Here is a 14,124-nt window from a genome sequence, read left to right as displayed (position 1 = left end):
CACCGGGGCATGGGGGGACTGAGGCCGCGAATCTGGATCAAGGGAGGTCTCAGATTTTTTCGCCAGAATTTTTAGGTTCCCTCCTTGTCCCTTGCGGTCAACCTTTGCGGCTGCTGATGAGGTGCCACCCGAGGGCCTCACGTACCCGCGACCCGTGGCCGGGGTCTTCCTTCAGCGTGACGCACGCGGGGCCCTTTGCGGCGTACACCTGAAGGTGTGCCGTATCGATCCAGAGGGAGCCCCCGGTGTTGAGTTCCACGGTGGTGCGGTTGATGGTGAAGCTGATAACCATGCTTGCCCTTGTTCTTGCTTCTGGCACGTCAACATCGACGCGGGGCGGATCATGGTCAGGGTTGAAAGACCTTACAAGCGCGGCTCCGAGATGGTTACGGACGCGGGAAGGTGTGTCGGGGGCGTCTGCTGCTGTGGTAGAAACGTGGGTAGTCCATCAACAAACACCACGGACACCGCCTTACGAATCAATACCTTAGCGGCGTCGGTTCGATTGCTCGATTCCTTTCTCCGGCACCATCTGATCAAATCAAGAAGCCCAACCAGAAATGGTTGGGCTTTTTTGTTGCCTGGCGCACTTCTTGAAGCCCTGTTCTCTGGCCCCGGGGTTGGCTGTGGGCGCCACCACTGTTGTTTCCCGCCACGCTCTTTGCACAGCGCAACACCCTGTACAAAGCCCACATACGGCCGAAAACAGGTGTGGTTACCTTCTGCTCCGTCATGGACCCGCCCCGGCCGTGGTCTTCTGCGCACGGGGCCCCTTCTTTGGAGAGACCCCTTCGCATGAACCCCATCCGTTTGCCTGCGTTGGTCAGCGCCTTGTGCCTGGCCCTGCCCTTGGCGATGCCGTCCTGGGCTGCGGCCTTGGCCCCGGCGTCCGATGCCGATCCGCTGCGCTTCCTGCCGGAGCGCTTCGAGACCGAGACCCACACCGTCCGCCTGGCAGGGCAGGACCACGAGGTCCGTTTGCACGTCTACAGGCACCTGCCTTATGTGGCGCGCCCGGTCGATGTGGCCTACCAGAGCCTGGACGTGAAGGTGCCGGTGGCCATCGACGGCCGGGCCGTGGACGCCAGCGCCGCACCCATCGTGCTCGACATCACCGTGGGGGGCTACCACTCGGTGAACAACGCCCAAGGCGGTGGGGCCATGGGCATGATGCCGCCCGGGATGCCGCCTCCGGGCGCGGAGGGGGGCCCTCCGCCCATGGGCCAAGCAGGTGCGCCTGCCGTGCCGGCGGGTGAGGGCCGGGGCGGGCAGCGTTCGTTCACAGGCGGCAATGGCAGCCGTGTCGATCTGGCCTTGCTTGCGGGCTATGTGGTGGTCACGCCCGGTGCGCGTGGCTGGGACAACCAGTCTGCCGATGGCCGCTACTTCGGCAAGGCCCCGGCCGCGATCGTCGATCTGAAGGCGGCGGTGCGCTATGTGCGCCACAACGCAGGGCGCTTGCCAGGCAACCCGCAATGGATCGTCTCGGCCGGTTGCAGCGCCGGGGGCGGTCTGTCTGCCTTGTTGGGTGCCTCCGGCAACAGCCCGCTTTACGAGGCCGAACTGCGGGCCGTGGGCGCGGCCGACGCGCCGGATCACGTGTTCGCCAGCGCCTGTTACAGCCCCATCACCGACCTTGAGCACGCCGACATGTCCTACGAATGGATGTACCAGGGGGTGGCCACCCGGCGCGTCAAGGTGGACGAGACCGTCTCGCGCGAACTGGCGGCGGCCTTTCCCGCCCATCAGGACAGCCTGGGACTGCAGGGGCGCGCGGGGTTCGGCCCGGTCACCGGGGCCCGCCTGGCCAGCTACATGCTCCAGACCTACACCCAGCCTTCGGCCACGGCCTACCTGCGCACCCTGGGCCAGGCCGAGCGTGAGGCCTACCTCGTGGCCAACCCCTGGATCCGCTGGGATGGTCAGCAGGCCAGCTTCTCGTTTGCCGACTACACGGTGCATGTGGGCCCGAAAAAAGGGGCCCCTGCGTTCGACAGCCTCACGCTGGGCACGCCCGAGAACCGGCTCTTCGGCACAGCCACCGTGGACGCCCGTCATTTCACGCCCTACAGCCTGCGCCGGGCCAGTGGCCAGGCCGATGCCGAGCTCGAACCAGGTCTGCGCCAGCTGGTCGACATGATGAACCCCATGTACTTTGTGGCCCAGCAGCATCCGGGCATGGCCGCACACTGGTGGCTGCGCAATGGCAGCAGCGACAGCGACAACGCCCAGTCGGTGATGATCAACCTGGCCACCGGGCTGGAAAACCGTGGACGCGACGTCAACGCCGCCCTGTTCTGGGACGGCGGCCACTGCGCCGACGATGACCCGCAAGGCATGGTCGACTGGATCGCCCAGATCACCGGCTACCGGCGGCCAGGGCGCTGAGTCGGCGCGAAGTTGTCCCCGTTTCCTGTGGACAACCTTGTTGGCAAGCTTGGGACTCGGGGCCTTCCCCCTGGGAAGGGGCTTGGGCTGCTGAAAAAACAGGCAGTGGGTCTTTGGCAGGGTGGGGTTTTGTGACGCGGTGATGACGGATCGCGCCATGCGCCAATTTGGTGCGAAGTTTGCCCGTGCTCAAGTTCACGGCCGGCGTGTCGAAACAGGGTTATCCCTCATTTCTACCCCCTCGCCAGCACCATGCCACTCTCCGTCGTTTCATTGAGTCGCTTGTCCCTGCAAACCCGTTTGTGCCTGGCCGGCGTGGGCCTGGTGCTGGGCAGCCTGGCCATCACCGGCGCTGTCATCGGGGTCCACAGCAGCCGCGAAGCCGAGGCTGCCACCATGAAGCTGGCCGAGACCTCGGCCCGCGAGGCGGCCGGTGCATTGCAAACCCGCATCCGCAGCAACCTGAGCACGGTGATGCAGTTGAGCGCGGCGATGCAGAACACCCGCCAGGCGGGGCGCCCTTTGCAGCGCGATCAGATCGACGACATGGTCAAGGGCGCGCTGGCCAGCTCTCCGGATTTCGTGGGCGCGGCGGTGACCTGGGAGCCCAATGCGCTCGACGGCCACGACGCCGACTTTGCCGACCAGAAGCCCCGCTTTGACGCTTCGGGCCGCCACATGCCTTACTGGACGCGCAAGCCGGACGGCGGCTTCCTGGTGGAGCCCATCGTGTTCGTCGACACCCCGGGTGGCAACGACTGGTACGACGTGCCCAAGCGCAGCCTGAAGGTGTTTTTCACCGAGCCTTATGTCTACCCCATCAACGGCAAGGACGTGCTGATGGCCTCGCTGGTGGCACCCATCCTGATCGATGGGCAGTTCAAGGGCACCAGCAGCGCCGACTTCACCCTGAACCAGCTGGGCCAGTTGCTGGCCGAGTTGCACCCCATCGAGCAGGCCACGCTGAGCCTGGTTTCCAACGGGGGGCTCTACGCCAGCCACCCGGATGCGGCCATGCTGCAAAAGCCGGCGAGCGACATCCCGCCCGAGGCCCTGGCCCAGGTCAAGGCCGGCCAGCCCTTCCACTATGAAGACGCCCAGGGTCTGGTCCACCTGCTGCAACCCGTGCGCATCCACCCCGACATGGCACCCTGGGCCGTGAAGGTGAGTTTCCCCAAGAGCGTGGCCACGGCCTCGGCCCGGGCCCTGCTGTGGAGCACGGTCATTGCCGCCCTCTTGTGCGCTGGCGTGGCCGCGGTGCTGCTGGTGGGGGTGGTGCACCGCCTGATGGCGCCGCTGCGCCGCCTGCGTCAGGCCATGCAGGGCCTGGCCAGTGGCGATGCCGACCTGAGCGTGCAACTCGACGCCCGGGGCCACGACGAGCTGGCCCAGATCGCCCAGGGCTTCAACGGCTTCGTGAACAAGGTGAACGCTTCGCTGGTGCAGATCAGCGAAGCCAGTGGCTCGGTCAAGGTGGCGGCCAGCGAAATCGCGAGCGGCAACAACGACCTCTCGGCCCGCACCGAGCACGCGGCGTCCAACCTGCAGGAAACGGCTTCGTCGATGGAGCAGATCTCGGGCACGGTGCGCCAGACGGCGGCCTCGGCCCAGGAGGCCACCCAGCGCGCCAGTGAGGCCAGCGAGGTGGCGGCCCGCGGTGGGCAGATGGTCGGGCAGGTCGTGGACACCATGGCCAGCATCCACCAGAGCTCGCGCAAGATCGCCGACATCATTGGCGTGATCGATGGCATCGCCTTTCAGACCAACATCCTGGCCCTGAACGCTGCAGTGGAAGCCGCCCGCGCGGGTGAGCAAGGGCGCGGTTTTGCGGTGGTGGCCAGCGAGGTGCGGGCCCTGGCGGGGCGATCGGCCCAGGCCGCCAAGGAGATCAAGGGCCTGATCCAGGCCTCGGTCGAGCGGGTGGACGAGGGCTCGGAGTTGGTCGGGCGCACGGGCGAGACCATGCAGGAGGTGGTGGCCGCCGTGCAGCGGGTGTCCGACCTGATTGGCGGGATTTCGCTGGCCACCCATGAGCAGAGCACCGGGCTGCAGCAGGTGAACGCCGCCGTGACGCAACTGGACCAGATGACGCAGCAGAACGCGGCCCTGGTGGAAGAGGGCTCGGCCGCGGCCGAATCCCTGCGCGAGCAGGCGCACAGGCTGTCGGAAGTGGTGTCGCGTTTCCGCCTGGCGCACCACGGGCATTGAGGGCAAAGGCGGCCCCCTGGGTGGCACGGCGCTAAAGTGTGGGCATGCCTGTGATCCGACCCGCCACCGCCGCCGACTGGCCCGCCCTGTGGGCCTTCCTGCAACCCACGTTTGCCGCAGGCGACACCTATGCCTACGACCCGGACAGCAGCGAGGCCGACATCCGCAAGGTGTGGATGGATCTGCCCGCCGCCACCTTCGTGGCCTGCGGCGAACAGGGTCAGGTGCTGGGCACCTACTACCTCAAGGCCAACCAGCCGGGGCTGGGGGCGCATGTGTGCAACGCGGGTTACGTCGTGGCGCCCGTGGCGCAAGGGCAGGGCGTGGCCGCGGCCATGTGCGAGCACTCGCAGGAGCAGGCCAGGGCGCTGGGCTTCCTGGCCATGCAGTTCAACCTGGTGGTCTCGACCAACGAGCGCGCCGTGCGCCTGTGGAGCCACCTGGGCTTTGCCACGGTGGGCCGACTGCCAGGGGCGTTCCGCCATGCCCGCCTGGGCCTGGTCGACGCCCTGGTGATGTTCAAGACCCTCTGATCAGGAGGCCTTGGCCGGCTCCAGTGCCAGGATCCATTTCACCAGCTTGCGGGCATCGGCTTCCTTGATGGCGGCCGCATTGGGCGGCATGGCCAGGCCCGAGGCCTTGCCCTTCCAGTGGCTTTCGTAGGGGTTGGAGCCGGTCATCACCGTGTGGGTGAGCTGTTCCAGGGCACCCTTTTGGCCCTTGTACTTGGCGGCCACGTCGCGCCAGGGTGGGCCGATGGGGGGCAGGCCGTTGGGGCCTTTGGCGCCCGGGTCAACATGGTGGCAGGTCATGCAGCCGGCATTGTTGGCGATGCCCAGGGCGGCCTTGTCCTTGGCAGATTCCTCGGCCAGGGCCACCGTGCTGGCACAGGCCAGGAGGAGGGCGGCGAGGGTGAGATGGGGCTTGCTTGTCATGTGAGGCTCCTGAAGGAAATCAAGCGGGGTGATCCCAAGTTAGGCCTTTGGCCGCGCGGGAACTTGACGCGTGTCAAGTCACGGGAGGCTTTCTCCAGGATGGAGCACCACTGCGGTGCCGTGCGGTGGCGGTGTCTCGTCCTGTAGCAGTGCCGTGTCCGAAAAAACACGCCTGGATGGCGCCGCAGCGGTGTGAAAAAGGGCTGTGTGCAGGCTCACGCTGTGAGCCTGTGGCTCGCCAAACTGTGTTCCATGGTCGGCCTCACACGGGTGTGCAGGCCGAGGTCACCAAGGAGCACCACATGCGCGTCAACACCACTTTTACGCTGAGCAACCTGGGCGTGGACCTGGCTTTCGAGCTGGGTTGGGATTTCGCCCATTACGGGGTCACCCCGGCGGACGATGCGCTCCTGGCGTGGCCGCAGCTGGCCCAGGGTTTCGACGCCGGCCGCCAGACCTTCGGCCTGCGCACCCTGCAACCCACCCGACACGCCCGCAAGTGGCTGAGCCTGCGCCTCAATGCCCTGGGCCGCGGTCGGGTCTTCGACACCGAGCAGGTCACGCCGCGCTACCTGCAGCTGATCGATGCAAGCCATTGCCCGGTGACCCGCGAGGTGCTGACCCACGGCACGGGCCAGGCCTCGGACGGCTCGGTCGACCGCGTGTTCAACAACGCCGCTTACGCCGCCGGCAACCTCGCCGTGCTCAGCACCCGTGCCAACCGCGCCAAGGCCGACCACGGTTTCGAAGACGCGCTGCGCTTCATGAAGGACTGCGAGGGCGGCGTGAGCGAGGTGGATGGCCTGAACGGCGCCCAGTGGGCCCGCACCGCCGTGCTGGCTTCGTTCGTCGAAAGGCTGGACCATGCCCAGGCCGCCACCCTGCCCATGCTGGTGCTGCCACCCAACCGCCTGCGTGTGTTCAACCCCATTCAGGCGCTGCAGGCCGTGTTGTGCCGCCTGGTCCTGGTGCTGATGGAGGCCGAGGTGCTGCTGCCCCAAGGCCAGGCTCAGGCGGAGGCCCTGGAGGAGCGCCTGGAGCGTGTGCGCGCCGCCTTCCCCGGCAAGGCGCTGCGCAAGGACGTGGCCAGCTTCCTCGAGGCCTACCGAGCCCAGGCCAAGGCGCTGGCCCTGGGTGAGGGCGCCTTGCCCTTGCGCTGGGCCGTGGAAGACGCCTGGCAGAGCCGCATGGTGCTCAACCGCTGGAAGCGCGTGGCACGCCAGCTCACGGCCATGCAGGCGGAGCTGATCGTCGAGGCGCAGGGGCCGGGCACCCGCCACCTGTCGGACACCCAGGCCACCGAGGGCTGGGCCCTGGAGACCCGCGGCTACGTCGTGCCGCGCCCGCAGCCGCGCCGTCTGGCCGACCCCAAGGTGGCCCTGCCGGCCGAGCACTGGCTGACGGCACGGCAGGCTTCGCTGTTTGCCGAACTGGGCTGATGGCACGGAGGCTGCTAAAGTGTTCGCAGGCTCAGGAGGTGAGCCTGCGAACACTGGAGCCAGCACATGGGCAACCGCACCGAACGTTTCTACAAGATCGAGAAACTCATCCGCCACCAGGGCGGCGCCAGCTTCGAGCAGATGCTGGAAGCCCTGGAGGTCTCGCCGGCCACGCTCAAGCGCGACCTGCAGTTCCTGCGTGACCGCCTGGATGCGCCCATCGTCTACAGCCGCCTCGACAACCTCTACCAGTTCAGCACCGACTTCCGCGGCCAGAAGCACGAGCTGCCCGGCCTGTGGTTCGATGAAAAAGAGCTCTACAGCCTGTTGATGGCGCACCAGCTGCTCTCGGGCCTCGATGGTGACGGCATGCTCAGCCGCCACCTGCAGCCCCTGCTGGACCGCATCTACCAGCTCCTGGGCACGACCGACACCGACAGCGCCGAACTGATGCGCCGCGTGCGCATCATCCACGCCGGCAAGCGCCCGGTGCCCAGCGCCCACTTCGAGTTGATCGGCTCTGCGTTGCTGAACCGCCAGCGCATCGCCATGCGCTACTTCACGCGCACCCGCAAGAGCGCCTCCGACCGCGAGGTCTCGCCGCAGCGCCTGATCCACTACCGCAACACCTGGTACCTCGACGCCTGGTGCCACCAGGCCAATGAGCTGCGCCGCTTTGCGCTCGATGCCATCGAATCGGCCGAGCTCAGCGGCCACAAGGCCAAGGACATCTCGCTCAAGCGCGTGGAGCAGGAGCTCGACGGCGGCTACGGCATCTTCGCGGGCAACAAGGTGAACTGGGCCACGCTGGCCTTCAGCGCCGATGCGGCCCAGTGGGTGGCCCGCGAGCAGTGGCACCCGGAGCAGCAGACCCGCACCCTGCCCGATGGCCGCTACGAGCTCAAGCTGCCTTATGTGGACAGCACCGAGCTGGTGATGGACATCCTGCGGCATGGGGCCGAGGTGGAGGTGGTGTCGCCCAAGGCCCTGCGTGACGCGGTGGTCAAGAAGCTGGACGCGGCACGCGCCCATTACGCTTGATCCGGGCTGCTTGACCCGGTCTAGGCCCCCGATCCAGGCAGATGCCGCCCGGGAGGGCCTGCCTGTCAGCGGCAGTTGGCCTGGTCGCTGCTGAGGAAAGCGCTCTGGTCGCCGTCGCGTGCGCGGGCGGAAACGCACTGGATCAGGCGCCCCTCGATGAGGCGCTGGTCGGCCATGGTGCAGGTGTCGGCGCTGCCGCAGAGCTTGTCTTGCTGGGTGTAGCCGTCATAGCGCCAGCTCAGGGCCAGGGTCTCGATGTGGCGGCGTGCGCCCTTGGTGGCACAGGTGCCGTCGGTGGCCCAGGCTTCGACCTCGTGCTGGCTGTAGACCACCTTGAAATCGTTGCGGTACCGCAGGTGCAGGCAGAACGGGGTGCTGCTGACGCCGTAGGTGAGGCGCGGCGCCAGGGCGACGGTGTCGACCTGCAGCTCCTGCGTGACCGGGCTGAGGGGGTAGAGGCTGCAGCCCCCCAGCAGGCCGAGTGTCACGAACCCCGCCAGGGCCAGCAGCGGCAGCGGGGCAGGGGCGGACGATGGGCGCATCATGCGGGCATGGTGGCACGCCCGGCGCTTGCGGCATCGGCCGAAATGCGGGGGCGCGACCGCACAGTTTCGCGCCCATGAAAAAAGCCCCGATGCCGCAAAGGCAAGGGGGCTGGGCTGCGCGGGGATCAGGCTGCGGCGTGTTCCCGGTCGGCGCGTTCGAAGCGCTTGACCATGCTGGCCGAGGGCTTGGGGCCCGTCAGGCTGAAGACCACGATGGCGATGGCCGAGAAGACGAAGCCGGGGATGATCTCGTAGAGACCCAGCCAGCCGAACTGTTTCCACACGATCACGGTGAGCGCGCCCACCACGATGCCGGCCAGCGCGCCGTTGCGGGTCATGCCCTTCCACAACACCGACAACAGCACCAGCGGACCGAAGGCGGCACCAAAACCGGCCCAGGCGTAGGAGACCAGGCCCAGCACGCGGTTGTTGGGGTTGGTGGCCAGGGCGATGGCGATCAGCGCGACCAGCATCACCATGGCACGACCGACCCAGACCAGTTCCTTGTCTTTGGCGTTGGGACGGAAGAAGGGCTTGTAGAAGTCTTCGGTCAGCGCGCTGGAGCAGACCAGCAGCTGGCAGCTCAGGGTGCTCATCACGGCGGCCAGGATGGCCGACAGCAGCACACCGGCCACCCAGGGGTTGAACAGGATCTTGGCCAGTTCGATGAAGACGCGCTCGGGGTTCTCGGCCACGGCTGCGGCGTGCTCGGGGTGCGTGGCGAAGTAGGCGATGCCGAAGAAGCCGACCAGGCAGGCGCCAGCCAGGCAGGCGATCATCCAGGTCATGGAGATGCGGCGGGCGTTGGCGATGGACTTCACCGAATCCACGGCCATGAAGCGCGCCAGGATGTGGGGCTGGCCGAAGTAGCCCAGGCCCCAGGCCATCAGCGAGACGATGCCCACGAAGCTCGTGCCCTTGAACAGGTTGAAGTTCTCGGGGTTCTTGGCCTGGATGGCCAGCAGGGTGGGGTCGATGCCACCGCAGGCCATCATCACGACCACAGGGGTCAGGATCAGGGCGAAGATCATCAGGCTGGCCTGCACGGTGTCGGTCCAGCTCACGGCCAGGAAGCCGCCCACGAAGGTGTAGGCGATGGTGGCGGCAGCGCCGGCCCACAGGGCGGTGTCGTAGCTCATGCCGAAGGTGCTTTCGAACAGGCGCGCACCGGCCACGATGCCCGAGGCACAGTAGATGGTGAAGAACACCAGGATCACCAGGCCCGAGACGATGCGCAGCACGCGGCTGCCGTCATCGAATCGGTGGCTGAAGTAATCGGGCAGCGTCAGCGCGTTGCCGTTGTGCTCGGTGTGCACGCGCAGGCGGCCGGCCACGAAGAGCCAGTTCAGGTAGGCGCCCACGATCAGGCCGATGGCGATCCAGCTTTCCGAGACGCCGGACACGAACAGCGCACCGGGCAGGCCCATCAGCAGCCAGCCGCTCATGTCGGAGGCGCCGGCGGACAGTGCCGTGACGAAGCTGCCCAGGCTGCGGCCGCCCAGGATGTAGTCGGAGAGGTTTTCCGTGGAGCGATAGGCCGCGAAGCCGATCAGCACCATGGCGGCGATGTAGATCACGAAGGTGATCAGGGTGGGGTTGGTGAAACTCATGAGGGCAGCTTGGTAAAGCCCGTGGGACGGGCCAGGTTGACGTGCAGCGGAGGTCTGTGCCCAGGGCGGGTGTGTCTCCTCACCCCGGTGTTGGCAGGTGGGCCTGCTCTGTGGTGAAGAAGGTGATCAGCCGTGCGCCAGCGACAGCAGCGAGGCGTTGCCGCCCACGGCCGTGGTGTTCACGGTGGTGGTGCGCTCGTTGGCAAAGCGCAGCAGGTAGGAGGGGCCGCCGGCCTTGGGGCCGGTGCCCGAGAGGCCGCAGCCGCCAAAGGGCTGCACGCCGACCACCGCACCGATCTGGTTGCGGTTCACATAGAGGTTGCCCACGCGGGCGGCGGACTCGATGCGCTGTGCCGTGTCGTCGTTGCGGCTGTGCACGCCGAGCGTGAGGCCGTAGCCGGTGGCGTTGATGGCGGCCACGACCTCGTCCAGCGCCTTGGCTTCGTAGCGCACGACGTGCAGGATGGGGCCGAAGTTTTCCTTCTTCAGCTCGTGGATGCCGCTGATTTCAAAGGCCACGGGGGCGATGAAATGGCCGTTGAGCCCGGCGGGCAGCGTGGCCTCGGCGATCAGTTTGCCTTGCGCCTTGAGGGTGTTGACGTGGTTCTGCAGGCCCTGGAGGGCGCGGGCGTCGATCACGGGGCCGACGTCGCTCTCGCGCACATCGGTGGGGCCCACGCGGAGTTCGGCCATGGCACCTTTGATCAACTCGATCACGCGCTCGGCGATGTCGTTCTGCACATACAGCACGCGCAGGGCGGAGCAGCGCTGGCCGGCGCTGGTGAAGGCCGAGGCGACGGCGTCCTTCACGATCTGCTCGGGCAGGGCGGTGGAGTCGACGATCATGGCGTTCTGGCCGCCGGTCTCGGCGATCAGGGTGGCGATGGGGCCATCGCGCAGGGCCAGCGCGCGGTTGATGACGCGGGCGGTGTCGGTCGAGCCGGTGAAGCACACACCGGCCACGCGCACGTCGCGGCAGAACACGGCGCCCAGTTCGGCGCCCGTGCCCGGCAACAAGGCGATCACGTCGGTGGGCAGGCCCGCTTCAAAGGCCAACTCGATGGTGCGGCAGGCGATCAGGCTGGTCTGTTCGGCGGGTTTGGCCAGGACGACGTTGCCCGCCACCAGCGCAGCGGCGATCTGACCCAGGAAGATGGCCAGGGGGAAGTTCCAGGGGCTGACGCAGGCGAAGATGCCCTTGCCTTCGTGGAAGAGCTCGTTGCGCTCGCCCGTGGGGCCGGGCAGGGTTTCGCGGCCCAGTCGGGTGCGGGCCTGCACGGCGTAGTAGCGGCAGAAGTCCACGGCTTCGCGCACTTCGTCGATGCCGTCTTGCAGGCTCTTGCCGGCCTCCAGCGTGCACAGGGCCATCAGCTCGGGGCGGTGGGCTTCGAGCAGGTCGGCCAGGCGCTCGAGGATGGCGGCGCGGTCTGCCACGGCGGTGGCGTTCCAGCGCGGCCAGGCGGCGGCCAGGGCGTCGAGCGCCTCGGTGGTCTGCGCGGCGGTGGCGTACTGCACCTGGCCCACGGTGCGACCAAGTTCATACGGGCAGGCCACGGAAACCGTGCTGCCGCCGCTCAGGAGCTGGCCTTTGATGAGGGGGGCGGCCGTCCACTGGCGTTGCAGCTGGGGGGCGAGGGCGGCCTGCAGTTCGGCCCAGGGTTGGCTGATGTTCATGTTGATGCCTTGGGAGTTGGTGCGCTCGGTGCCGAACAGGGCGGGCGGCTGGGGGATGCGGTCGTTGCGCAGCGAGGGCTGTTGCTGCAGCTGGCGAACCGGGTGGTGGATGAGGGCGGCCACGGGCACGGTCGGGTCGACCAGCTGGTGCACGAAGGAGGAATTGGCGCCGTTTTCCAGCAGGCGGCGCACCAGGTAGGGCAGCAGGTCGCGGTGGGCGCCCACGGGGGCGTAGATGCGCACATCGACCTTGTGGCGGGCGATGACCGTGTCGTAGAGCGCATCGCCCATGCCGTGCAGGCGCTGGAACTCGAAGCGGCGGTTGCCCGCCATGTTCAGGATGCTGGTGACGGTGTGGGCGTTGTGCGTGGCGAACTGCGGGCGGATCACGTCGCGCGTGTGCTCGCTCAGCAGGAAGCGGGCGCAGGCGAGGTAGGAGGTGTCGGTGCCTTCCTTGCGGGTGAAGACCGGGTAGTCGTTCAGGCCGGCCTGTTGCGAGCCCTTGATCTCGCTGTCCCAGTAGGCGCCCTTGACCAGGCGCAGGGGGATCTGTGCGCCCAGGCTCTTGCCCAGGGCGGTGAGCCACATCAGCACCGGCAGGCAGCGCTTGGAATAGGCCTGCACCACCAGGCCGAACTGGCCCCAGCCGGCGATGGCCGGGTCGCGCATCAGCTTCTCGAAGAGCTGCAGCGAGAGTTCCAGTCGGTCCGCCTCTTCGGCGTCGATCGTGATGCCCACATCCAGGCTGCGGGCCAGCGAAGCCAGGTCGCGGACGCGGGCAAAGAGCTCGCTCATCACGCGTTCGCGCTGGGCCACTTCGTAGCGTGGGTGCAGGGCCGAGAGCTTGATGGACACGGTCGGGCGCGGGCCGGGGCCCACCTGCGGCTCCTTGCCCACGGTGGCGATGGCCTGGCGGTAGTCGGCCAGGTACTTCTCGGCATCGGCAGCGGTGAGGGCGGCTTCGCCCAGCATGTCGAAGGAGTAGGTGTAGCCCTGCTTGCGCTGCGGGCGGCCATTGGTGAGCGCCTCGCTGATGCTGCGGCCCAGCACGAACTGCTTGCCCATCAGCTTCATGGCCTGGTTCATGGCCGCACGGATCACCGGTTCGCTGGAGCGCTGCACCAGGCGGTTGATGACGCCACCCGCTTTGCCCGAGCCGGGTTGGTCGAGGTTGACGACCTTGCCGGTCATCACCAGGCCCCAGGCTGCGAAGTTCACCAGCACGTTGTCGCTCTGGCCGACGTGCTTGTCCCAGTCGGCGCCGTTGAGCTTGTCGCGGATCAGGGCGTCGGCGGTGTGGGGGTCGGGCACGCGCAACAGGGCCTCGGCCAGGCACATCAGCATCAGGCCTTCCTGGGTGTCCAGGCTGTACTGGCGCAGCAGGGCGTCGAGCGTGTCGACGGCATTGTCCTGGCGGCGCACGGCCTCGATCAGGTCACGCGCTTCGGCGCGGATGGTCTCCACCCCCTTGAGGCCCGGGTCGGCCAGTTCGATCAGTTCGGCCAGGTAGGCGGCCTCGTCGACCGCGTAGTTGGCGCTGATGAGGGGGAAGACGTCTTCCGGCTTTCCGATCTGGAATCCGGGTTGCAGGATCTGGCTGGCTCTGAACATCGTGCGCAATCTCTGAGGCGGGATGGGACGGGCGGGGTGGCCCAGGCCTGGAGATTAGGTTTGGCGGCGCGCGGTGTCTTGCAGAAGGCTCTGGTGGTTTTTGTGAAAAATCCGGGCCTGTCACAAGGGTGACATGCGGGCCTGGCGCAGGCGCTTGGGTGTCACGCCCAGGTGGCGTCCCATGGCGGTGGTGAGCGCACTCTGGCTGGAAAAGCCGGCCTCTTCGGCCACCTGGGCCAGCGGCAGGGCGCTGTCTCGCAGCAGCTGCGAGGCGTGGCGCAGGCGGGCTTCCAGCAGGTACTGGTGCGGCGTCATGCCGGCCGCATCCTTGAACTGGGCGTGGAAGTGGCTCAGGCTCAGGCAGGCCACCTGTGCCAGTTCGCTGACGCCGATGGCGCGCCCGATGTGGCGGGCGATGAAGGCGTCGATGCGGCCCAGGTCGATGCGGCCATGGCGGCCCACACCCTGTTCCGTGGCCTCGCTGAAAAGGCGCAGGTGCAGGGCGCGCAGCAGCGAGCCGCCCAGGCCCCGGGCCAGCATGGGATCGTTGCCGAAACGGTCGAGCTCGGTGCTGGCGTACCGCAGCAGGTGCTGGAAGCCGGCGTCCAGGGTGGGGTAGCGGGGCTGGGCGAAGAGGCGGTCGAGCAGGTCCTGGTCCTGCTCGTTGCGCAGG

Annotated in this window: 11 protein-coding genes; 5 read left to right on the top strand and 6 right to left on the bottom strand. The window is 67.6% G+C overall.

From position 1 onward, the window contains the following. Positions 1-97 precede the first annotated feature (97 nt). Positions 98-292, bottom strand: a complete 195-nt coding sequence (locus tag QZ994_RS14450; protein ID WP_290872985.1) for a hypothetical protein — start codon at positions 290-292, stop codon at positions 98-100. A gap of 503 nt (positions 293-795) precedes the next feature. Between QZ994_RS14450 and QZ994_RS14445 the strand changes: the two genes are divergently transcribed. The 3 genes from QZ994_RS14445 (at position 796) to QZ994_RS14435 (ending at position 5,129) form a co-directional block, all read left to right on the top strand. Continuing rightward, positions 796-2,388, top strand: a complete 1,593-nt coding sequence (locus tag QZ994_RS14445) for a subtype B tannase (protein WP_290872982.1) — start codon at positions 796-798, stop codon at positions 2,386-2,388. Between the two features lie 252 nt (positions 2,389-2,640). Continuing rightward, positions 2,641-4,596: a methyl-accepting chemotaxis protein gene (locus QZ994_RS14440; protein WP_290872979.1), complete on the top strand. Its 1,956-nt coding sequence runs from the start codon at positions 2,641-2,643 to the stop codon at positions 4,594-4,596. A 44-nt stretch (positions 4,597-4,640) separates the two neighbouring features. Further along, positions 4,641-5,129 carry a GNAT family N-acetyltransferase gene (locus QZ994_RS14435; protein ID WP_290872976.1) on the top strand — a complete coding sequence of 163 codons (489 nt, stop codon included), beginning with the start codon at positions 4,641-4,643 and terminating at the stop codon, positions 5,127-5,129. On the opposite strand, the gene QZ994_RS14430 is transcribed toward QZ994_RS14435, so the two are convergent. Then, the gene (locus QZ994_RS14430) at positions 5,130-5,531 is read right to left on the bottom strand and encodes a c-type cytochrome (RefSeq protein ID WP_290872973.1); all 402 of its coding nucleotides are present in this window, start codon (positions 5,529-5,531) and stop codon (positions 5,130-5,132) included. A 302-nt stretch (positions 5,532-5,833) separates the two neighbouring features. Between QZ994_RS14430 and QZ994_RS14425 the strand changes: the two genes are divergently transcribed. Together QZ994_RS14425 and QZ994_RS14420 are read left to right on the top strand one after the other, a co-directional pair. Further along, complete coding sequence (locus QZ994_RS14425) at positions 5,834-6,970, top strand: hypothetical protein (RefSeq protein ID WP_290872970.1); 1,137 nt, start codon at positions 5,834-5,836, stop codon at positions 6,968-6,970. A gap of 66 nt (positions 6,971-7,036) precedes the next feature. After that, positions 7,037-8,011, top strand: coding sequence for a YafY family protein (locus QZ994_RS14420; RefSeq protein ID WP_290872967.1), 975 nt, complete (start codon positions 7,037-7,039; stop codon positions 8,009-8,011). A gap of 65 nt (positions 8,012-8,076) precedes the next feature. On the opposite strand, the gene QZ994_RS14415 is transcribed toward QZ994_RS14420, so the two are convergent. From QZ994_RS14415 to QZ994_RS14400, 4 genes are all read right to left on the bottom strand, one after another. Then, positions 8,077-8,553, bottom strand: coding sequence for a hypothetical protein (locus QZ994_RS14415; protein WP_290872964.1), 477 nt, complete (start codon positions 8,551-8,553; stop codon positions 8,077-8,079). Between the two features lie 128 nt (positions 8,554-8,681). Next, positions 8,682-10,166, bottom strand: coding sequence for a sodium/proline symporter PutP (gene putP / locus QZ994_RS14410; protein WP_290872961.1), 1,485 nt, complete (start codon positions 10,164-10,166; stop codon positions 8,682-8,684). A 126-nt stretch (positions 10,167-10,292) separates the two neighbouring features. Continuing rightward, positions 10,293-13,451, bottom strand: coding sequence for a bifunctional proline dehydrogenase/L-glutamate gamma-semialdehyde dehydrogenase PutA (gene putA, locus QZ994_RS14405; protein WP_290872958.1), 3,159 nt, complete (start codon positions 13,449-13,451; stop codon positions 10,293-10,295). Positions 13,452-13,571: 120 nt separating this feature from the next. After that, positions 13,572-14,124 (bottom strand): helix-turn-helix domain-containing protein (locus QZ994_RS14400; protein ID WP_290872955.1); only part of this gene is annotated, 553 nt, incomplete at its 5' end.

The sequence above is a fragment of the Aquabacterium sp. genome (assembly GCF_021768455.1).
GTDB lineage: Bacteria > Pseudomonadota > Gammaproteobacteria > Burkholderiales > Burkholderiaceae_C > Aquabacterium.
Note: the sequence above shows the minus strand (reverse complement) of the source record. Positions and strands in the feature narration are given on the sequence as shown.

Bases quoted from the DNA above. Each gene is read 5' to 3' on its own strand.
- QZ994_RS14450 (WP_290872985.1), bottom strand. From the start codon at position 292: ATGGTTATCAGCTTCACCATCAACCGCACCACCGTGGAACTCAACACC.
- QZ994_RS14440 (WP_290872979.1), top strand. From the start codon at position 2,641: ATGCCACTCTCCGTCGTTTCATTGAGTCGCTTGTCCCTGCAAACCCGT.
- putP (WP_290872961.1), bottom strand. From the start codon at position 10,166: ATGAGTTTCACCAACCCCACCCTGATCACCTTCGTGATCTACATCGCC.
- QZ994_RS14415 (WP_290872964.1), bottom strand. From the start codon at position 8,553: ATGCGCCCATCGTCCGCCCCTGCCCCGCTGCCGCTGCTGGCCCTGGCG.
- QZ994_RS14445 (WP_290872982.1), top strand. From the start codon at position 796: ATGAACCCCATCCGTTTGCCTGCGTTGGTCAGCGCCTTGTGCCTGGCC.
- QZ994_RS14425 (WP_290872970.1), top strand. From the start codon at position 5,834: ATGCGCGTCAACACCACTTTTACGCTGAGCAACCTGGGCGTGGACCTG.
- QZ994_RS14420 (WP_290872967.1), top strand. From the start codon at position 7,037: ATGGGCAACCGCACCGAACGTTTCTACAAGATCGAGAAACTCATCCGC.
- QZ994_RS14430 (WP_290872973.1), bottom strand. From the start codon at position 5,531: ATGACAAGCAAGCCCCATCTCACCCTCGCCGCCCTCCTCCTGGCCTGT.
- putA (WP_290872958.1), bottom strand. From the start codon at position 13,451: ATGTTCAGAGCCAGCCAGATCCTGCAACCCGGATTCCAGATCGGAAAG.
- QZ994_RS14435 (WP_290872976.1), top strand. From the start codon at position 4,641: ATGCCTGTGATCCGACCCGCCACCGCCGCCGACTGGCCCGCCCTGTGG.